Origin of the sequence: Shewanella indica, from assembly GCF_033842865.1 — a bacterium.
Classification (GTDB): domain Bacteria; phylum Pseudomonadota; class Gammaproteobacteria; order Enterobacterales; family Shewanellaceae; genus Shewanella; species Shewanella indica.
In genome coordinates, this window is record NZ_JAWXXR010000001.1 from 3,775,379 (window position 1) to 3,795,961 (window position 20,583).

Consider the following 20,583-nt stretch of genomic DNA (forward strand, 5'->3'; position numbering starts at 1 on the left):
ACCTACTTTGTTACCCTGCACGTTATTTAGGATTTGTAGCCTGTCCGGTGAGGCAGTAAAGCCCGTTAATCCTCTATTTTGCCCAGTCATCCACAAGGACGTCATATGATCCGCGCATTTACAATGGAAGACATGCCAACTGTATTGAAGATCTGGCTAACAGCCTCTATCGATGCCCATCATTTTATTGCCGCAACATTTTGGCAAGAACAGTTGGATAACATGCGCCAATTTTATATTCCTGCGGCAGAAAATTATCTCTATCAGCATGGTACCCAAGTGCTTGGCTTCTACTCTCTCTATGAGGACAAGTTGGCAGCGTTATTTGTTAAACCCGAAATGCAAGGGTTAGGGATCGGCGGTCATTTACTTGAACATGCCAGGCAACAAAGAGAGCGGTTGACGCTGAACGTCTATTGTGACAACCAAGCCAGTGTCAATTTTTACCGGCACAAGGGCGCTGTGATAATTGGCGAACAAACCTGTCCTTATACAGGACACAAAGAATACAACATGCAACTAACAAGTTTAAACGACTTAAGTACTTGCACAAAAAAGAGCTTTCCCCCGCCATAGGTCAAGGGAGACAGAGTTCATAAAATAAGGAACGGAAACAATGAAAGATCAGCCCAGTAGAGTGCTTCTCTTGGCCGATGTTCAAAACATCTACTACACCACCAAACAAGTTTTCGGGCGAAACCTGGACTACAACCGGCTTTGGTCCAAAGTCACTGATCAGAAACAGCTGGTGAGAGCATTTGCCTACGCTATAGACAGAGGTGATAAAAAACAGCGCGAGTTTCAAAATATCCTGCGGGCCATTGGCTTTGAGGTGAAGTTGAAGCCCTTTATCCAACGCGCTGATGGAACAGCCAAAGGTGATTGGGATGTGGGAATAACCATAGATGCGTTGGAATATGCCGATGCTGTGGACATTGTGGCACTGGTTTCCGGGGACGGTGATTTCGCCTTGTTAGCCGAAAAGCTACGTCAAAAAGGCAAACGAGTTGAAATCTATTCCGTTACTGAATTAACCTCGATGCTCCTGCTCAATGCCGCCAGCGACTTCTGTCCCATTGACGATGATTTGTTACTCAAATGAAAATGGGCAAGCAACCTGGCAGATAAATAGCTAGAACGTTGGCAGTAAGCCAGACCTAGTCTCATCTAGTGAGGCGACTCGAGCGTCAGCAAACTGCCAGCAACATCATTCCAAATGATAACCAGCCTTGGAAACTCATCTGAATAAAAGGCAAGTAGTTAGTTGTCTCGCATGACCCATGGGCTGATCACTGCAGGAGCCGAGTCAAATTTTACTACTTCAATTTGGCTGAGTTCCTCATTACTGAGTTCGTAGCGCTTACCCAGCGTTTGATAGCGCCCATCGAGCCAAGCACCATTTTCACTGCCGGTAAATTCAATATTAAGACCTGAAATAGGCTTGGCAAAATACTTCATCGGAAATCCTTGCATCTGCTTCAGGGCTTCATTCATTTGATTACTGATGTCTCTCAGTTCATCGCCGCTGTACTCCTGTTTGGGAGTACGACCCCTGAGCTGCATACCAATGCCGCAGCCTTGCCCATCTCCAGCCAACTCAAGGTTAATCAGGGCTCTGGCACCCTTGAGCTTTTCATCGAAGGGAATAAACAACCTCTGACTGGCATCAAATGTCAGAGGAAAACGTTCAGTTTCTGTGCTGATACTGCCATTTTTTAATTGACAGTTTTCGGTTTCAGGAACCGTAAAAGCCAGATCAATAAGTGGATAATTGCCTTTATTCATCACTTTCATCCGCGCGTAAAAGTCGGCATAGTTCAAAGACACCTGACTGGCCATCAAAGAGGGGGACAGCAACAATAACGTACTAAACAGCAGTTTTTTCGACATGGTTTTCCACCAAATATTCTTCGTTGTGACGCAGCATATCCAATAATTCGTCAATGTAGGCTTCCTGGCGCTCCGAATAGTTTACCAGGCCATAAACCAACTTCTCTGCCGTCAGGGGTTCCTGTTGACTACGGAGATCGGCACGTATGGAACGAAACAAAGAATAGGCTGCATTGGAATTAAGATTACGCATATAAGAAGCTACTGAGTCGTCGACCGATTTGAATACGGCCACTTCATGGGACATGCCTTCAGAGCGCGACTGTGGAACCAAACCGCAACCTTTTTTGAAACACCACTGACCAAAAAAATTGAGTCCTTCACGGGCAAACCGAGAACTGCCCCAGCCGGTTTCGTTGGCTGCCTGGATAAGCACCATAGATTCCGGGATCACATCAACCCGACGCAGCAATTTATTGATGCTGTCGCTATCGATAGCACGCATGGCATATTGATACTTTTCTGCCAGACGCTGAATACGATATTGCTCGGCATCATTAAGCTGATGTTGGTTTTGCAAGTGCTTTTGCACCTGTTCGAGAAATTTACGCTCCTCAGCGATAATGCTATTTTGCTTTTGCACCGCCGGACGCAAGAAGTCAAAAAACGCCTGCTTCTTATCGCTGACATTACCTATGCTGCTGAAATCTGGGATCAAGCTGATACCCAATTGGTTCTTTATCAGTGGTGCTGAACTCTGCTCGGCAGTTTTCAAACTAGGTATCAGGTACACCCTAAGTGCCAATACCGACAGTATTACCAAAGCCAAAGCCAGGGTAAATGAGCCAAGTTTTCCGGTTTTCAATCAGTCTTTCCTTTTGCCGGTTACCCAAAAGTTAAGGGGAAAATTTCCGCATTATATGTCAGATATCACTTTTCACAAAATAGCTCTCTGACTCTTATGCAGCATTGGTGTAGAATGTTCAAGTTCAAAGCGACGGCAAGGATCAGCTATGCAAAGGCAGTTATTCAGTCAATATCAGCAAGTTGTTGCTATTGGTGGAGGCCATGGGTTAGGAAGAGTCCTATCATCCCTGGCTTTTCTCGGCGATCGACTAACAGGCATAGTTGCGACCACAGATAACGGCGGCAGCACAGGCAGATTAAGAAACAGTAATGACTGTATCGCCTGGGGCGATCTACGTAATTGTCTCAGCCAACTGGCGCATAAACCCTCTGTCGGTTCCTTATTATTTGAATACAGATTCGATAGCCAGGATGAACTCAATGGTCATAACCTGGGCAACCTTATCCTGGCAGCATTGGATCAGCTCTGTGTCAGGCCCCTCGAAGCGATTAATCTTATCCGCGGCCTACTTAAAATTGACACCCGCCTATATCCCATGTCTGAACACCCTACTCACTTGCTGGCGCTTGACGCCTCAGGGAGCAAAGTGTTCGGTGAGCTGGAGGTCGACAGCATGGCTGAGCGCCCGGTGGCGATGAATCTTGAACCTATGGTCAAAGCCACAGAAGAGGCCATAGCGGCGCTGAATGTAGCCGAACTGATTATTCTAAGCCCGGGCAGTTTTCTCACCAGCCTGATGCCACCTTTGTTATTGCCAGAGCTGGCAACAGCGATTAAATACAGTCAAGCCAGAGTGGTATTTATCGATAATCTGAAACCTGAGGCATCAGTGGCCGGAGAGCTGAGTTTGGAGGCAAAGTTGAATTGGTGTCAGCAACTGATAGGCGCAGGGCGTATCGATGCTGTACTGTGTCATGGCCAACCATATCAGGACGGATTAATTTATCGCTCGCCGCTGGCCGATCCACTCCAGAGTGGTTGTCACGACAGAGACGCCTTGGTCAACGCTTTGGTACAGACTTTACAGCCGAAAAAACTTATTGCTTGAATAACGATAAACTATAGCCAAACAGCAAAAAGGACAGCAAAAGCTGTCCTTATCAAGTTTTTGGCAAAATCCAGCAGGTTTAGAGCACCTTGGCTATCGCCTTACAAATAACCGGCATATTACTCTTGGTCATCCCGGCAACACTAATACGGCCAGAGCCGACAATGTAGACGCCAAACTCATCTTTCAGCTTGGCAACTTGTTCCTTGTTAAGTCCTGAGAAGCTAAACATGCCATTTTGACGGGAGATAAAGCTGAAGTCGCGATCGACGCCTTCGGCCTTGAGGCTCTCAACGAACAGGGTTCTCATGCTAGCTATGCGCTGGCGCATTTCAGTCAATTCTTGCTGCCACAGCGTATTGAGCTCACTATCGTTAAGAATAGTACTGACAATCATGGCACCATGAGCCGGCGGGTTGGAGTAGTTGGCACGAATGGTGCGCTTAACCTGACTGAAAGCCCGTGCAGCGCACTCATTGTCTTTGGCCACCAGAGTCACGGCACCGATACGTTCATTATAAAGCCCGAAGTTTTTCGAGAAAGAGTTGGCCACCAGCAGCTCAGGCACCATGGCGGCAACAGCTCTGAGGCCTTGGGCATCTTCTTCAATTCCTGTGCCAAAGCCCTGATAGGCAAAATCAAACAGAGGCACCAATCCGTTTTCGGCACACAGTTTGGCAACTTGCTGCCATTGATTGATATTCAGATCGATACCGGTCGGGTTGTGGCAACAGCCATGCAGCAGCACAAGATCACCCTCAGTCGCCTGTTGCAGATCTGTCATCATGGCATCGAAGTCGAGATCGTGGGTTTCTGCCTGATAATAACTGTACTCTTTGATCTCAAGCCCGGCGGTTTCGAAGATGTTCTTATGATTGGCCCAGGTTGGGTTGCTGATCCAGATAGTTTTGCTGTCTGTATTGCTAAGGACAAACTCGGCAGCGACCCGCAATGAGCCTGTACCTCCCGGAGCCTGAGCCGTTACTGCCCGGCCAGCGGCGATTATGGCGCTATCTTTACCGAATAGCAGTTGTTGAACCGCTTGATTATACAGGGCAACCCCTTCGATACCGAGATAGCTCTTGGTCTTTTCCTCTTCGAGCAACTTGGCTTCTGCCAACTTGACCGATTTGAGTACCGGGGTCTGGCCAGCCTCATCCTTATAAATGCCAACACCCAGGTTGACTTTATCCGTGCGGGGATCGGCTTTAAAAGCCTCAGTTAAACCAAGAATGGGATCGGCCGGCGCGGCGGTAATCTGAGAAAAAATCATGACAGCTTTCCTGTAATTGGACATGTAGGGACAAATCGGCTCCATTTATACCATTGTCCTCGCCCAGGTTATAGTCTCTTTGGCAGATTCTGAGCCATTTAATTTATTACTTGAAGGATATTCACTCGAAAGCGGGATTTGCCATGGATATGATAAGAAAATAGCGGGCTGATTGAGTGGAGATAACGGTAACACCAACTTAGAACCATAATCAAAAACTGTAACCTCTGTAATCCAGCCCCTGTAGTGGTCGAGTTGAATTGATCATTATCAATCTAGGACGAAAAATACTCAGGGACAGCCCTTATGCCTGGGGCTAAAAACCCTACGGTCTTCAGAATAACAACTAGCTTGTAGCTTGGATAAAAATATGGAAATCACATGAAAAGGCCCGCCTGTTTGCACAAGCGGGCGTCTCTGGATCTGGCAAAGGTGCAGGGATTTGAACCCTGCATGACGGCGCTATAAACCCAGCAACCCTCAAAGCGGTGCCAAGCTAATCGCTATCATCAAAACTCAGATACGAAAAAGCCCGCCTGTTTGCACAAGCGGGCTTCTCTGGAGCTGACAAAGGTGCAGGGATTTGAACCCTGCATGACGGCGCTATAAACCCAGCAACCCTCAAAGCGGTGCCAAGCTAATCGCTATCATCAAAACTCAGATACGAAAAAGCCCGCCTGTTTGCACAAGCGGGCTTCTCTGGAGCTGACAAAGGTGCAGGGATTTGAACCCTGCATGACGGCGCTATAAACCCAGCAACCCTCACAGCGGTGCCAAGCTAATCGCTATCATCAAAACTCAGATACGAAAAAGCCCGCCTGTTTGCACAAGCGGGCTTCTCTGGAGCTGACAAAGGTGCAGGGATTTGAACCCTGCATGACGGCGCTATAAACCCAGCAACCCTCACAGCGGTGCCAAGCTAATCGCTATCATCAAAACTCAGATACGAAAAAGCCCGCCTGTTTGCACAAGCGGGCTTCTCTGAATATGGCGGAGGAGCAGGGATTTGAACCCTGGATGGGCTATAAACCCATGCCGGTTTTCAAGACCGGTGCATTCAACCACTCTGCCACCCCTCCGGAACGGCGCAAATATTATAAGCTCCCTAAGCCGTTGTAAACCCTTATTTCTAAAAATATGTTCATATGCCCAAATCTCAGCCATCCGAAAGATTCAAACGGAACTCATATCGCACAATAAAAGCCGCTCCAGAATGGAGATTTACCATGCCGCTCCGTCACCCCTGTGGTAAAATCAGCTTATCTTTAAATGACTTTGAGCCACAATGAAGCCTAGCTTGATCCCGGCCGGGGCCCTTACCCCTCAATACTCCAATCTGCAGCTTCCCACATCGAGCCAACTGACAGATCTATTACTTGGACAGGAAAGAGTCATAGAGGCCTTTGGCCTGCTGCAAACTTTATCAGGACAACAACTTTTCCTGGCAGATTTCCAGGGTATCCACCGCGTTTGGCTATTTAAAGCCCTGAGCGCCCAGAGCAAGATGCCGATGCAATACTTGAGCGGTCGCATCACCCGGGCGCAGCTACTCGGCCATCAGGATAGTCAACAACAAAGGCAACCGGGTGCCCTCACAACGCCAGGAATACTCTTTATCTGCGCCGAATCCCTGTGGAAACGTGAGCCTTTATGGGAGCTATTATTAGATGCCATTGAAAAAGGTGGTTTCGAGCTTCAAGGGCAATGGCAGCCACTTCAAGCCAAAGTTGTATTGGTGGGCTCGAGTCTGCTCTACAGCGAACTCAGGTTCCACGAACGCAGATTTAGCGAGTTATTTGCCCTGCTTGGCGAACTGGTATTTGAAGTAGACCTGCAAAAAGTCGCTATCAATGACTATGTAGTCTGGTTGGCAGAACTGGCAAAACTCAGCCATTGTCAGTTGACAGAGTCGGCCTTACTGCCTCTGCTCAGATACAGTAGTCGCCTGACAGAGCATCAACAACGTTTGAGCCTCGCCAGCGCAGATTTGGCACAAGTGTTCGCTGAAGCTACTTTTTATAGCCAAGGACAAGCGCTGGATGCCAACGCCATTGAACATGCCTTGGCACAACGCCAACAACGGCATAACGCCCAAGAGCAGCAGTCGGCACAAAATCTTGATGACGCCTTCATCTATTTGCCAACTGAAGGCGCTATGGTGGGGCAAATTAACGGCCTGACTGTAATAGACACCTTGGATTATTGCTATGGCGAGCCGGCCAGGATAACGGCATCGGTGCACTATGGAGATGGTGAAGTGGCTGACATTGAGCGGAAATCTGAGTTGGCGGGTAATATCCACGCCAAGGGAATGATGATCCTGTCCGCGTGTCTCTATCGGGTATTTGGCCGCGATGCACCCTTGCACCTCAATGCCAATATCGTATTTGAGCAATCCTATCAGGAAATTGATGGTGACAGCGCCTCTCTCGCCGAATACTGCAGCCTGATCTCGGCCATAACCGAACAGCCGATAGACCAAGGACTCGCGGTAACCGGCGCACTGGATCAGTTTGGTAATGTACAGGCAATTGGGGGCGTCAATGAGAAGATTGAAGGCTTCTTCAAACTCTGCGCGAGGCGCGGCTTGACCGGCAGCCAGGGAGTAATTATGCCCAAGTCCAATGTGCAGCAACTCAACCTGACACCCGATGTTATAACAGCGGTAGAACAAGGATTATTCCAGCTCTACGAAATCACTCATGTAGACCAAGCCGTCACTCTGCTGATGGGAATAAAAGCCGGGGAAGCCGACGAGGACAACAACTTCCCAGAGGACACGCTTTACGGCATGGTTCAACAACGACTGGACAGATTGGCAGGTAATCTTGATGAAGAACCAGGCTATTTTGCGAGGTTACTGGCAAGATTGCCATTTTTTAATCAATAACTAGCTGATCGGAGTTGTTTAGCTTACACCTGTTCGCTAATCTTGGCGGCACTTGAAGAAGGATGTGGTAACAACAATGACTAAAGTAAACAGTTTCAACAAAGAAGAACTTATCGCCTGTGGCCATGGTGAGATATTTGGCAAGAATTCCCCTCGCCTCCCCGTGGATAATATGTTGATGATTGACCGAGTTGTCACCATCAACGATAACGGCGGCACCTTCGGCAAAGGTGAAATTGTTGCAGAGCTGGATATCAATCCGGATCTCTGGTTCTTTGGCTGTCATTTTGTTGATGATCCTGTTATGCCTGGTTGCCTGGGGCTGGATGCCATGTGGCAACTGGTTGGTTTCTTCCTTGCCTGGGAAGGTGCGGTAGGTAAAGGCCGCGCGCTGGGGGTTGGTGAGGTTAAATTTACCGGTCAGGTACTTCCCGGCGCCAAGAAGGTAACTTATAGGCTGAATATCAAGCGCACCATACACCGTAAACTGGTGATGGGCATTGCCGATGCAACTTTGGAAGTAGATGGCCGCGAGATCTACTCGGCCACGGATCTGAAAGTAGGTGTGTTCAGCGATACTTCCACCTTCTAAAGTAGAGAATTCAAATAACAAGGTCGGCAATTGCCGACCTTGTTATTTTCAGAGATGCATAAAAATGCCCTCTTCTGAGAGGGCAATCTTGCTGAATTACTTACTGAACAGGCCGCTTATCCGGCCTTCTACCCCTTCGCGCCAACCTCCTAGCCACTGGGAGCGAGAATCAAGATTCGAATAAGGACAAAGCTCCTTGGAGCGGCCGCCGACACCGGCTTGGAATCCCTTCGAAAAGGCTCGGTCTAAACGATCTCGTTTTTGTCTCTTCATGCAAGCGTCCTCTGTACTATTTTACATAGAAGCATCAGCTTCACTTGCTATGAATAGAACTTTTCAACGCCGAGATCAATCAAAAAATCGCCAATTATAGCGAAGAAATTTTAAACTATTGAGATCCTGATTAAAAAAAATCGGCGCCTTTTAGGCGCCGATCTCACAGGCTTAAACCAAGCTTAAATTTTACGTCTGCGCCACCAGATAAGCGGCAGCAATGCCAACCAACCCAAACTGGCCGCACCGGAACGCTCAAACGGCTTATCAATATCACCGTCGTCCACCTGAGTACAGGCTTCCCCACTGCCACTGGGCTTAAGAACAACCATACGCGGCAGATAAGAAGTCACTGGCTGACCGTTGCCATTAAGCTCAAACAGCGGCTTGCCGTTTTCACCAATTACCAAATTACCTTTTTCATCAAACTGATAAGAAGGCTTACGGATAAAGGCAGTACCGACTATGGTGCCTTCCTCATTGATGCTGTTGGCTTCCACCACCACTATGTCAGTGTTGTAGGTCAGGGTTTTGCCTGAACCGTCCTCAACACTCACTTCATGACGTTTCCAGTTGCCTTCGGCATCTTTCTCATAGCCTTTTGACTCACAGGTCAGCAACTTATTGAGATTACTGAACTCACCGGACTCTTTATCAAACAGGAAGCCCACTTTCGGCCTTGGTTTATCTTTGTCATGGGTTGACTCAATATAACCCACGACCTGACCTTTGTTGTTGATATCTCTGGGCTTGCTGGAGAGATCCGACATGGTGCTATAGAAATCATTGGGGGTAACCGGCTTGGTTTCCGGGGTGTTTGTATCGTAGATAAAGAACTTATCGCGGATATAACCTTGGATATATTTGTTGTAGCTACCAACCAAAATCCCTGCATCATTGATGTCATAGGCAATGGAGTTGCGCACATCATCATCGACAACCGGGATCCAATGGTACTTGTATTCACCATTGGCATCTTTACTCCAGTAAGCCGCATCCATTCTCAGGTTGTCTGAATCGTTATAACGATAAACATGGGAGCGTCCGGCAACAACTCCAGAGTTGTTCAGCCCCAGCCCCTGCGCGGTAAAGGTATAGTCTGAATCACCGGGTGTCAGACCAAGCGGTAACTCGGTACCGGTAACCGCGCCGTTCTCGTATTGCCAAACATAGGCTCGCATTTGGTACTGAATATTGCGGGTATTATTGGCATTAGGGTACTTTTCCCTTTGCAGACAAACATCCAGCGGCAACGTGTTGTCGTCGCTGAGACAAATAGCCACTCTCTCTGCCCCATATTTGCTGATAGCAGTGCTGGCATAACCGGCAATTTGGTTTTTACTGTTGATCGCAGAAGCCATGGACCAACCACCGAGCTCCGCTGTTTTATCATCTTTGGTGTAAGTGGTATAAGGCGGCAACAGCGGCACTTCAGTACTGCTGTCTTTAACAAAACCGCGCTGCTCAAAGTCACGGTAATACCAGTACTCCTGCCCTTCGGTTTCCCCGGTATAGTCAACCTTCTTCTCTTTACCTGTCATGGCACCAACACGAATACCGGCATCATTGATGTCATAGAGGAAACTATCAACCGAGTTGACGCTTGTAGGATCGGCTGGATCCGTATCAGCCGGCGGTGTGCTACCGTTGATACTCTCAAAATTAGGCGTCCAGGGACTCACAGGATCGTTTTCCTGGGAGTTGAAGGTGAAATTATTGGCAATGATGGGTTTATTAATGGAATAAGTGATCTTTTCCTCGGGAGCGATACCATCTTCAATGTCGATGATACCGTCATCATTGTCTACATCCGAGGTGCTGAGCTTTTTCTTGCCCTTAGCCACAGCGATGGCTTCATTATTGGCATTAACGCCCATACCGTAACCGGTGCGAGTATCGGTCAGGTTACCTTTGAGATCATATTCATCCAGGTTAACGACTTCATAGACAGGAGCCGCCTGCGATACCTGTAATACACTGATAACCCCCATGGCCACCAATGACAGCGCACTATTCAACTTCATTAATTTGATTCCCATTATAATTTTGTGCTCACTTCATTGACTCGAGTTCTTCCCAACGCTCGAAGTAAGCCTCCAGTTGCTGTTCTTTCTCTGCCAACTGTTGCAATTCGCTGCTCACAATAGTTTGATCCTGCGAATAAAAGTCCGGCTGATTGACGCGCTCCTGCAGCTGTTCCAGCTCCTGCTCCAGTGTTTCCATCAAGGCAGGTAAAGCATCCAACTCACGTTGAAGCTTATAGGAAAGCTTTTTGGCTGTCTTGGGTTCTGCCGTTTTTTGCGGCGCAACCTCCTGTTTGACAGGCTTAGCCGCCTCAGGTTCCTCAGCATCGCGATAGAAACGTGCCCCTTGGGCAACCGCATCCTGATAGCCGCCGACATATTCACTCCAACGGCCATTGCCGCTGAACCACCAGGAACTGGTGACTGTATTATCAATAAAGGCCCGGTCATGGCTGACAAGCAACAAAGTGCCTTCATATTCAGTGAGCAGAGACTCTAGCAATTCCAGTGTCTCTATATCAAGATCATTTGTCGGTTCATCGAGAATGATAAGGTTGGCCGGCCTAAGCAGCAACCTGGCCAGCAGCAAACGGTTCTTCTCACCGCCACTGAGCGCCTTGACCGGTGTGCGGGCACGCATGGGCGAAAACAAAAAGTCCTGCAGATAACTGAGGATATGCCTGTCTTTGCCGTTAACAGTAACAGTGCTCTTACCCTCGCCGACGTTCTCTTCAACCGTCTTTTCCGGATCCAAGGCTTCGCGGTATTGGTCAAAGTAGGCGACTTCCAGCTTGGTGCCCGTCTTGATTTCACCACTCTGCGGCGCCAACTGACCGATCAACAACTTGATAAGCGTGGATTTACCGCAACCGTTGGGGCCAATCAGCGCGATGCGATCGCCGCGCATCACGTTGGTGGAAAAGTCCCGCACCAGGTCCTTATCTGCCAGGTTGTAATTGAGATCCCGCACCTCAAACACCAACTTGCCGCTGCGCTCGGCGTCGGAGACCTGCATTCTGGCATTGCCCTGACGCTCCAGGCGGGCCCGGCGCTCCATTCTCAAGGCCTTGAGGGCCCTCACCCGACCTTCATTACGGGTACGGCGAGCCTTGATCCCCTGCCGGATCCACACCTCTTCCTCGGCGAGTTTTTTGTCGAAATGCGCGTTTTGCTCAGCCTCAACCCTGAGCCACTCCTGCTTACCATCAAGATAGCTCTGATAATCACCGGGCCAGGAGGTAACCACTCCGCGATCCAAATCGACTATGCGGGTGGCAATCTTTTGAATAAAGCCACGGTCGTGACTGATAAAGGCGATGGCGCCCTTATATCCCAACAGAAACTGTTCCAGCCATTCTATGGTGTCGATATCCAGGTGGTTGGTTGGCTCATCGAGCAGTAACAAATCTGGCTCGCTCACCAAAGCTCTGGCCAGGGCGACTTTACGTTGCCAGCCGCCAGAGAGTTCAGACAGAGGCTTATCCGGGTCCAACCCCAGCAACCGGCAGTTTTGCTGAATACGGTTGTCGAGCTGCCAACCATCGAAGTGATCCAGCTTGGATTGCAACCGCTCGAGGTTTTTCAGCATTTTCTCGAGCGCTTCACCCTGGGCCTTGGCCATAGACTGCGACAGCTGATGGTATTCTTCGAGTAGTTGGCCCACATCTGCAAGACCGGCGGCAATATAGGAATAAACAGTGCCCTGCTCCGCTTTGGGTGGGTCCTGTTGCAAGCGGCTGACTTTCACATCGGTGGCGATATTGAACTCACCATCATCGAGCAGGACTTCTCCTGCCAACACCTTCAATAGGCTGGATTTGCCGGCACCATTACGGCCGACAATACAGACCCGCTCGCCGGCTTCAATACTGAAATCTGCCTGCTGTAGCAGAGGGGTATAACCATAGGCAAGCGAGCCATTATTGATACGAACCAGACTCACATTATGCTCCTGTAAAGCGTTTTACTTGCTGTTCATCAAAGGGCCAACAGAGTTCTTCACCCTGGCGATTGGCCAACACAGGAATAAGCACGCCATAGCGCTCGGCAAGCGTTTCTTGCTCGCAAATATCCTGGGTGCGATAACGAATATTAAGGCCATCGAGCAAGGCCACGGCCAACTCACACAGGTGGCAACCATCTGTGTGGTATAGGGTCAATGGCGTCTCAGGCATGGGTGATCAACCAAGTATTATGAATATGCGGATTGCGCTTGTAATCCATTGGCAACATCTGGGCATCCATATTGGTGACTGACATACCCTGAGCCGCCATGGCTTCGATATCCATTTTGAACTTACGTTTATTGTTGGAAAAGATTATCTCTCCGCCAGGATTGAGCAGTTTGAACAGATCAGACAATAACTTGACGTGATCGCGCTGCACATCGAATGAGTCTTCCATCCGTTTGGAGTTGGAGAAGGTTGGCGGATCGATAAAGATAAGATCGAACTTGCGGTCACAATCGCGGATCCATTGCAGGCAATCGCCCTGCTCGAAACGGTACTGTTTGCCAATCAAACCATTGAGCACAAAGTTATCCTTGGCCCAGTTAAGGTAAGTGTTGGACATATCCACAGTCGTGACCGACTTGGCACCGCCAAGCCCGGCGTGCACCGACGCGGTTCCCGTATAGGCGAACAGGTTGAGTACATCACGGCCGTTGGCTTTACTGCCCACCAGTTTGCGAATAAGCCGGTGATCGAGAAACAACCCGGTATCCAGATAGTCGGTCAGGTTGAGTTTGAAACGGGCACCATATTCCTGGGTAACCAGCTCCAGCTTTTCTTTGTCGAGCCGCTGGTACTGATTTGTACCCTTCTGCCGCTCGCGGGTCTTGAGGATGATCTTGTCCGGCTCTACACCTATGGCGCCGGGCAAAGACAGAAGCACATCAGTCAAACGTCGCTTGCTGACGGCTTCAGGTATGCTGGCAGGCGCTGCATACTCTTGAATCACCACATAATCGATATACTTGTCGATAGCGACATTATATTCAGGAATATCTGCGTCATAGAGGCGATAACTGTCGATCCCCTCTTTACGGGCCCACTTATCCAATTGTTTCAGATTCTTTTTCACCCGGTTGGCAAAGGCACTGGCGATGTCACTGACCTCAGCCCCCGACTGCTCGGCTGCCACCGCCGCCCTGCGGGTAGAATTGGCATGCAGGGTATAGAGGTTAAAGGCGCACTCAAGTGCCCCGTTGAACATCTTCATCTGCTTGTCGGCCTTGAGCTTAAGCGATGAGATCAATTCGATATCACTGCAAAGCAAGGCCACTTGCCAACCACCGAACTCACGCTTGAGCTTGTCGCCAAACTGATAGTAAAGCTGCAACAAGGAGGAGACATTGCCCAAACGCTCGCCATAAGGCGGGTTGGAGATCAATAAGCCTTTGTCCAGCGGTGGCGTAATATTGAGAGCATTGGCAACACTGAACTCGATCAGATCACTGACACCGGCGCTCTTGGCATTACGTTTGGCCAGCGCCACCATGCGCGAGTCTATGTCCGAGCCGAAGAACTTCACTTCACAACGGTTCTTGCCTATGCTGGCGCGCGCTTTGGCTTCCTCGACTATGCTTTGCCAAAGTTTGGCGTCATGGCGATGCCAGTGCTCAAAGCCAAAGCGACTGCGTTGCAGTCCGGGGGCCATATCGGCCGCTATCATAGCCGCCTCAATCAACACAGTGCCACTGCCACAAAATGGATCCAGCAAAGGCGTTTGTTTATCCCATTGGGCGCGGGCCAACATGTTGGCAGCGAGATTCTCTTTCAATGGCGCCTCACCGGTACCGCTGCGATAACCACGTTGATGCAGCGCCGGCCCGGAGAAGTTCAGCGCTATGGTTACCTGGCCGTTACGGTAGTGAGCATCGATTTTGAAGTCGGCATCAACACGTTGCACATTGGGACGGTTAAGATCATCTTCGCGGAAACGATCCACCACAGCATCTTTAATCTTGAGGGCCCCGAACTGGGTGTTCTTGATAAAACCGCCCATGCCGTGAAAGTCGATACTAAAGGTACAACGGTTGTCAAAGTGGCTCGGCCAGTCGATACAGAAAGCAGCATTATAAAGCTGTTCTGCTGAGTCACAGGGCCCGCGATGCAATATAAGAAGAATACGGCTTGCCAATCTGGTCCAAAGAGTAATGCGGTATGCCTGCTCCAGTGGACAGGAAAAATAGACCCCGGCCAAACTTTCCTTGACCTCAAGCGCACCGAACTCGCGCAGTTCCTGCGCCAAAGCATATTCAAACCCCTTGGGGGCCGCCGCAAAAAAATTCAACATGAACTAACCAGATAGCAAAGCAAAAATGAATGGCGCATTATAACCATTGATCCAGGCAAAAGATAAAAACTTCCGTTTTCAGTACCGCTTTTCTTTCTCAACCACAGCAAAATTGTTTGAGTTGTAATCAACTGGTTTAATCTCCACGCACAGATGAATCAAATTTGAACACTCAATGGCATTTTGATGATTTGTCCTTGCATTGCCGCGCCTTGGTCGCTATAGTCCACCCCGCTTTGAAGGACGCCGGATGGAACAGCATGGTAACAAGCCGGGCTCAATTCTCTATAAGAGCCTCGAAGGTTGTCGGTTCATATCCAGCGCCGTAAGCAAATTCCTTAATGATGAATTCAAACTGATTAGCACAAATCGGACGCGGGATGGAGCAGCATGGTAGCTCGTCGGGCTCATAACCCGAAGGTCGTCGGTTCAAATCCGGCTCCCGCAACCAATTTCTAATTCCTTAATTATGAATTCAAACTGATTAGCACAAATCGGACGCGGGATGGAGCAGCATGGTAGCTCGTCGGGCTCAGTTCTTTATAAGAGCCTCGAAGGTAGTCGGTTCAAATCCAGCGCCGTAAGCAAATTCCTTAATTATGAATTCAAACTGATTAGCACAATTCGGACGCGGGATGGAGCAGCATGGTAGCTCGTCGGGCTCATAACCCGAAGGTCGTCGGTTCAAATCCGGCTCCCGCAACCAATTCCTTAATTATGAATTCAAACTGATTAACACAATTCGGACGCGGGATGGAGCAGCATGGTAGCTCGTCGGGCTCATAACCCGAAGGTCGTCGGTTCAAATCCGGCTCCCGCAACCAATTTCTAATTCCTTAATTATGAATTCAAACTGATTAACACAATTCGGACGCGGGATGGAGCAGCATGGTAGCTCGTCGGGCTCATAACCCGAAGGTCGTCGGTTCAAATCCGGCTCCCGCAACCAATTTCTAATTCCTTAATTATGAATTCAAACTGATTAACACAATTCGGACGCGGGATGGAGCAGCATGGTAGCTCGTCGGGCTCATAACCCGAAGGTCGTCGGTTCAAATCCGGCTCCCGCAACCAATTTCTAATTCCTTAATGATGAATTCAAACTGATTAGCACAAATCGGACGCGGGATGGAGCAGCATGGTAGCTCGTCGGGCTCATAACCCGAAGGTCGTCGGTTCAAATCCGGCTCCCGCAACCAATTTCTAATTCCTTCATCCAGCATGGTAGCTCGTCGGGCTCAGTTCTTTATAAGAGCCTCGAAGGTCGTCGGTTCAAATCCGGCTCCCGCAACCAATTTCTAATTCCTTCATACAGCATAGTAGCTCGTCGGGCTCAGTTCTTTACAAGAGCCTCGAAGGTCGTGGGTTCAAATCCGGCTCCCGCAACCAATTTCTAATTCCTTCATACAGCATGGTAGCTCGTCGGGCTCAGCCTTTCCCCTAAATTAATACCAATCTCTTGATGAGATTTTCCAGCTTTTGCTGCTTGGCATACGCAACAGGCGGCATATAGTTCGGTGAACTATGAGGGCGAACATGGTCGTAGTGTTCACGCCATAGCTCGATTTAGTATCAAGCCCCGCCCAAGGTTCTGAACCAGTGCTGATTCAGACATTCATTTCGGAATTTGCCATTCAGACTTTCCACAAATTGGTAAGTAGGGGCCGGGGAAGCTATTTCGAGTCGATTCCCCGACATGCTGAAATGAACAAAACCACCGTCACCTCAGGGGGTCAAATTCCCAACTCTCTGAACAGATCATCAGTGTCATCATCGACATTTGCCGCTTTCACCCAAGGAGATTCAGGAGCTTTACTCTGTGACTGTTGACTGCCATGGCGAGCTAGTAGCAGATCAGGATCAAATTCTTCATCGGTTTCAAACTCTGCCAGACGAATAAACTCTGTCTTGTCCATAGCAAATTCAAGATAAAATATATGGTTATTTTCTGTTTTGAAGGACACTCTACGAGCAATGGGCTCGTCCAAGTTGGCATCAATCGATATCGTCAGTTCCTTGTTTATAGTCAGCATCTTTGGCTGGCTTTGGCTAATAGAAGTTTGCAGCTCCTTGGATACCTTGCCGATAAAATCCCCCAGCATCTGATTCATCAACTCACCCATTACATCACCCACCTCATCTGAGGTATGGGAGAAAGCTAACTCTTCCTCCGGCATGCCCATATGCAGCATGTAGCGGCGATAGATTTCCAACGCGGCGGCCGCTGAAAAGTTAATCACCACCAGGCCGGAAAAACCGCCATCAAAGATAGAGAAACAACCGAGATCCGGCTTAAGCCGAGTGCGGGTAATACGCTGTACGACTCCAGCATGAGACAAAGAACTTGCTGTAGTGGCTGATAAGACATGGATCACAGAATGACAAAGCTTCAGTAAAATATCGTCTGAACTAATGACTTGAGGTGTATTCATGAAAAGAGACCAATAATAGACATAGGGTTAATCTTGAGCCCTTCAGGCAAAAAAATCAAAATAAAAACAATTAATTAGACCCCCAAGGTTAACTAAAGTGACTTAGCACGGCTTAAGTTTCTGATATTTGAGCCGATATCCTCTGTGCAGCATTGAGAGCAGCGAAGCAAGGAGCTCTTTTTAGGCTTGATATAAGCTGAACAATGAGCCCGATCAACAAAGCAATACACACAAGGTAAAAAGGTTTCACTTGGTTTTTCCATCGCGTTATAGTCGCTGCCAACTACCTAATAAGAAATAACAAAGGAGTACAAAATGGCATTACTCAGGAAGCTCACCATTCTTCAGCGCCTTATCCTTATGTTGGTTCTGGCCGCAATAGGCACCCTGTGTTTCGCCAGTTTTTCCATCAAAGAACAGTATGATAATCTGATAACTCAAAAATGGCTGCAAAATGATGCCCAACTGAACACAGCCCTGTCTGTAGTTGCCGCACATCGCACTCAAACACAGGCGGGTAAACTGACTCTCGAAGAGGCTCAACAAGAGTCAGCTGCCTTGGTGGGCCAGATGCGTTATGGCCGTGAAGGTTACTTTATTCTGCTCTCAGATCAGGGAAAAATCATCGCCCACGGCGCTGAGCCGTCGCTGGTGGGCCAAGCCATTGCCGATTATCGTATCAAGGATGGCAGCAATCCGCTGGCCCAGCTACAACAACAAGCCAAGGCCAATGGCACAGGCAAACTCAGCTATGAGATCCGCAACCCAGCCAGTGGTAATAGCGAAGAAAAGCTCACCGAATCCAGATATGACAAAGATTGGGGCTGGACTCTGCTCACCGGCACATATATCAGCGATGTCAACGCCACAATGAAGTCAGTCTCAATCGATTATCTGATCATTATGATGTTGATTTCAGCGCCGATTTTCATCTTCTTTCTGGTGCTCAATCAATCCATTACCGCGCCACTCAAGACCGCCATCGCCGCAATGGAGGATATTGCCCAAGGTGAAGGCGATCTCAGTAAAAGGCTCGAAGGTCAAGGCCGTGATGAAGTAGCAGCACTCGCCCGTGCCTTTAACAGTTTTGTAGAGAAGATAGGTAGAACCGTCAGCGAATTGCAGCCACTTGGTGCATCACTTGGCGAGGACGCCGAGCACCTGACAGTCGCAGTCAAAGAGTCCAACCACAGCGCCGATAACATCCACAGGGAAACCGCCAGCGTGGCCACCGCCGTGAATCAGATGCTGGCAACCACCCAGGAGATGGCCAACAATACCCAGCAGGCTGCCGATGCTGCTTCCAGCGTCAAACAACAAGCCCTCAGCGGTAAAGAGACCATGGATGCGACACTGGCAAACTGCCAGGAGCTGGTGCGCGAACTGCAGGCCGCTGAAAACCTTACCGAAACCTTGGGTCAGGCTTCAGGCAGAATTGGCGGCATTCTCGATGTGATCCGAACCATTGCTGAACAAACCAACCTTTTGGCACTCAACGCCGCCATCGAAGCCGCCCGCGCCGGTACTCACGGCCGCGGCTTTGCAGTAGTGGCCGATGAAGTGCGCGCCCTTGCCAACCGCACTCAGGACTCCACCAACGAAATTCACAAGCTGATCAGTGAAATTCAATCCGGTGTCAGCGCCGTTATGGAGAGTAACAGCCAAACACAGAGCCAATCCTCCGAGCTGCAAAAACAAGCCGAAGCGGCAGGCTCTGCCATGGATCAAATCCTTTCCCTGGTAGCACAGATAAGCGATATGAATACCCAACTTGCTAGCGCTACCGAAGAGCAATCTTTGGTGACCGAAGAGATCAATCGCAATGTCAGCACCATTTCCGAGCTGACTCAAGTTTCAGTGCAAGCCAATGCCAGCAACCAAAGCGCGGCAATGTCGCTTGAGCAAATCAGCCAGAACATGCGCCGCACTCTGGGGCAATTCAAGATCTAACATCTCGAGGGGCAGAACGTATTCTGCCCCTTTCTTATTGTGATAAACTAAGAAAGGTCCTCGTGGCACTCTGGTTTGCACAGCAATTGGCGTTCAAGGCATCTGACTGAAGGCATGCCGGGGCCTGTCGAAGTTGGATAACGAGAGAGCCGGTTGCTGCGAAAGCCCCCAAGGGCGTGGCTTACAGGCCTGCCCACTGTGTTCTGCTTCTTGCAAAGGACGAGGGCCATTTTGCTGCGAACCAGGCCTTACATCCAGGCCTGTAAGCCGACGCAGAGCACACATGGAACTTTTTCTACCTTCCCGGAGTTTGCCGTACCCGGCAGGTGATACCGCAGCGGCGCCCATAGGTCGCCCGGGCGAGAAAAGAGGTATTGGCTTTGCGCATGACATTGGCGGTCTATCCGCAGCTATTCACTATCCACAGTTTCAGCTCAGATACCCAGGTTCCGGCTGAGGTACTGAGCCAGCCGCTGTTTTTTATCGCCAAAACCCGCGAGGAACTTTCGGTTGTCGTCGATTGTAAACTGGAGCTCGATAGCCTGGAGCAGGAAGAAGACTGGCGTTGTCTTGAGCTTTTAGGGCCGCTCGGCTTTTCAATGACGGGTATCATGGCCAGAGTCTCTGCTACTCTCGCCGATGCCCATGTGAGTATTTTTACTGTTTCAACCTTCGATACCGACTATATACTGCTGAAGAAAGATAAGTTGGATACCGCCATTCGCGCCCTCAGAAAGCAGCAATATCAGGTTATTGAATATGGCAATTGACGGCTTGGTCGCCGGAGTATTGCAAAACATCAGCCGTTACCGGATATTATTCAGTTAATTACATGAGTTAAAGAAGTCTATGTACGAAAAAACCGTCACTATTACCGCCAAACACGGGATCCATACCCGCCCTGCCGCACTGCTGGTAAAAGAGGCGAAACAGTACGATTGTGATGTGATGGTTGAGTGCCAGGGCAAACAAGCCAGTGCCAAGAGTCTGTTCAAGTTGCAGACACTGGGGCTCTATCAAGGCGTGTCTGTCAGAGTATTTGCCGAAGGTGAACAAGCTCGCGAAGCCGTTGAACGGGTGTCGGAACTGTTGATCACCTTAAGTTGA

The 20,583-nt window shown here is 49.2% G+C and carries 17 protein-coding genes, 7 tRNA genes and 1 pseudogene; 14 read left to right on the top strand and 11 right to left on the bottom strand.

The window, feature by feature from the left end:
• The first annotated feature begins 105 nt into the window (after positions 1-105).
• Both SIL79_RS16905 and SIL79_RS16910 read left to right on the top strand, forming a co-directional pair.
• Positions 106-576: a GNAT family N-acetyltransferase gene (locus SIL79_RS16905; protein ID WP_144362212.1), complete on the top strand. Its 471-nt coding sequence runs from the start codon at positions 106-108 to the stop codon at positions 574-576.
• Positions 577-616: 40 nt separating this feature from the next.
• Positions 617-1,102 carry a LabA-like NYN domain-containing protein gene (locus SIL79_RS16910; protein ID WP_039035287.1) on the top strand — a complete coding sequence of 162 codons (486 nt, stop codon included), beginning with the start codon at positions 617-619 and terminating at the stop codon, positions 1,100-1,102.
• Between the two features lie 158 nt (positions 1,103-1,260).
• Here SIL79_RS16910 and SIL79_RS16915 read toward each other — a convergent pair whose 3' ends face one another.
• Together SIL79_RS16915 and SIL79_RS16920 are read right to left on the bottom strand one after the other, a co-directional pair.
• A complete protein-coding gene (locus tag SIL79_RS16915) occupies positions 1,261-1,890 on the bottom strand; it encodes a DUF2987 domain-containing protein (protein WP_039035288.1) in 630 nt (209 codons plus the stop codon).
• On the bottom strand, positions 1,868-2,695 hold the full coding sequence (locus tag SIL79_RS16920; RefSeq protein WP_039035289.1) for a glucosaminidase domain-containing protein: 828 nt from the start codon (positions 2,693-2,695) through the stop codon (positions 1,868-1,870). Before SIL79_RS16920 ends, SIL79_RS16915 begins: the two co-directional genes overlap by 23 nt.
• A gap of 148 nt (positions 2,696-2,843) precedes the next feature.
• On the opposite strand from SIL79_RS16920, the gene yvcK reads away from it, so the two are divergent.
• Positions 2,844-3,746: a uridine diphosphate-N-acetylglucosamine-binding protein YvcK gene (gene yvcK / locus SIL79_RS16925; RefSeq protein ID WP_039035290.1), complete on the top strand. Its 903-nt coding sequence runs from the start codon at positions 2,844-2,846 to the stop codon at positions 3,744-3,746.
• 79 nt (positions 3,747-3,825) lie between these two features.
• On the opposite strand, the gene SIL79_RS16930 is transcribed toward yvcK, so the two are convergent.
• Both SIL79_RS16930 and SIL79_RS16935 read right to left on the bottom strand, forming a co-directional pair.
• A complete protein-coding gene (locus SIL79_RS16930; protein WP_071476958.1) occupies positions 3,826-5,019 on the bottom strand; it encodes an amino acid aminotransferase in 1,194 nt (397 codons plus the stop codon).
• Between the two features lie 988 nt (positions 5,020-6,007).
• A tRNA-Ser gene (locus SIL79_RS16935) sits at positions 6,008-6,098 on the bottom strand.
• A gap of 206 nt (positions 6,099-6,304) precedes the next feature.
• Between SIL79_RS16935 and SIL79_RS16940 the strand changes: the two genes are divergently transcribed.
• Both SIL79_RS16940 and fabA read left to right on the top strand, forming a co-directional pair.
• Positions 6,305-7,909 carry a Lon-insertion domain-containing protein gene (locus tag SIL79_RS16940; RefSeq protein ID WP_144362196.1) on the top strand — a complete coding sequence of 535 codons (1,605 nt, stop codon included), beginning with the start codon at positions 6,305-6,307 and terminating at the stop codon, positions 7,907-7,909.
• Between the two features lie 76 nt (positions 7,910-7,985).
• On the top strand, positions 7,986-8,501 hold the full coding sequence (gene fabA / locus SIL79_RS16945) for a bifunctional 3-hydroxydecanoyl-ACP dehydratase/trans-2-decenoyl-ACP isomerase (RefSeq protein ID WP_039035293.1): 516 nt from the start codon (positions 7,986-7,988) through the stop codon (positions 8,499-8,501).
• Between the two features lie 96 nt (positions 8,502-8,597).
• Here fabA and rmf read toward each other — a convergent pair whose 3' ends face one another.
• The 5 genes from rmf to rlmKL form a co-directional block, all read right to left on the bottom strand.
• Positions 8,598-8,774 (bottom strand): ribosome modulation factor, encoded by a 177-nt coding sequence (rmf, locus tag SIL79_RS16950; protein ID WP_082014336.1) that lies wholly within the window; start codon positions 8,772-8,774, stop codon positions 8,598-8,600.
• 182 nt (positions 8,775-8,956) lie between these two features.
• Positions 8,957-10,798, bottom strand: coding sequence for a DUF3466 family protein (locus tag SIL79_RS16955; RefSeq protein ID WP_162206390.1), 1,842 nt, complete (start codon positions 10,796-10,798; stop codon positions 8,957-8,959).
• Between the two features lie 28 nt (positions 10,799-10,826).
• Entirely contained in the window at positions 10,827-12,740 is a 1,914-nt protein-coding gene (locus tag SIL79_RS16960; protein WP_039035295.1) for an ABC transporter ATP-binding protein, read from the bottom strand.
• Between the two features lies 1 nt (position 12,741).
• Entirely contained in the window at positions 12,742-12,972 is a 231-nt protein-coding gene (locus tag SIL79_RS16965; RefSeq protein WP_039035296.1) for a glutaredoxin family protein, read from the bottom strand.
• Positions 12,965-15,094: a bifunctional 23S rRNA (guanine(2069)-N(7))-methyltransferase RlmK/23S rRNA (guanine(2445)-N(2))-methyltransferase RlmL gene (gene rlmKL / locus SIL79_RS16970; RefSeq protein WP_039035297.1), complete on the bottom strand. Its 2,130-nt coding sequence runs from the start codon at positions 15,092-15,094 to the stop codon at positions 12,965-12,967. Before rlmKL ends, SIL79_RS16965 begins: the two co-directional genes overlap by 8 nt.
• Before the next feature lie 374 nt (positions 15,095-15,468).
• Here rlmKL and SIL79_RS16975 point away from each other — a divergent pair.
• The 6 genes from SIL79_RS16975 to SIL79_RS17000 all read left to right on the top strand — a co-directional run bounded on the left by SIL79_RS16975 (position 15,469) and on the right by SIL79_RS17000 (position 16,293).
• Positions 15,469-15,545, top strand: a tRNA-Met gene (locus SIL79_RS16975).
• Positions 15,546-15,723: 178 nt separating this feature from the next.
• Positions 15,724-15,800: transfer RNA gene (locus SIL79_RS16980), tRNA-Met, on the top strand.
• 41 nt (positions 15,801-15,841) lie between these two features.
• Positions 15,842-15,918, top strand: a tRNA-Met gene (locus SIL79_RS16985).
• Between the two features lie 48 nt (positions 15,919-15,966).
• Positions 15,967-16,043: transfer RNA gene (locus SIL79_RS16990), tRNA-Met, on the top strand.
• 48 nt (positions 16,044-16,091) lie between these two features.
• A tRNA-Met gene (locus SIL79_RS16995) sits at positions 16,092-16,168 on the top strand.
• A 48-nt stretch (positions 16,169-16,216) separates the two neighbouring features.
• A tRNA-Met gene (locus SIL79_RS17000) sits at positions 16,217-16,293 on the top strand.
• 241 nt (positions 16,294-16,534) lie between these two features.
• Here SIL79_RS17000 and SIL79_RS17005 read toward each other — a convergent pair.
• Positions 16,535-16,780 (bottom strand): annotated as a pseudogene (locus SIL79_RS17005) (integrase core domain-containing protein); the annotation flags it as partial.
• A 47-nt stretch (positions 16,781-16,827) separates the two neighbouring features.
• On the bottom strand, positions 16,828-17,526 hold the full coding sequence (locus tag SIL79_RS17010) for a DUF3334 family protein (RefSeq protein WP_039036120.1): 699 nt from the start codon (positions 17,524-17,526) through the stop codon (positions 16,828-16,830).
• Between the two features lie 315 nt (positions 17,527-17,841).
• Between SIL79_RS17010 and SIL79_RS17015 the strand changes: the two genes are divergently transcribed.
• From SIL79_RS17015 to SIL79_RS17025, 3 genes are all read left to right on the top strand, one after another.
• Positions 17,842-19,476: a methyl-accepting chemotaxis protein gene (locus SIL79_RS17015; RefSeq protein ID WP_039036121.1), complete on the top strand. Its 1,635-nt coding sequence runs from the start codon at positions 17,842-17,844 to the stop codon at positions 19,474-19,476.
• A 380-nt stretch (positions 19,477-19,856) separates the two neighbouring features.
• Positions 19,857-20,246 carry an ACT domain-containing protein gene (locus SIL79_RS17020; RefSeq protein ID WP_025010258.1) on the top strand — a complete coding sequence of 130 codons (390 nt, stop codon included), beginning with the start codon at positions 19,857-19,859 and terminating at the stop codon, positions 20,244-20,246.
• A gap of 79 nt (positions 20,247-20,325) precedes the next feature.
• Entirely contained in the window at positions 20,326-20,583 is a 258-nt protein-coding gene (locus SIL79_RS17025; protein ID WP_028779985.1) for an HPr family phosphocarrier protein, read from the top strand.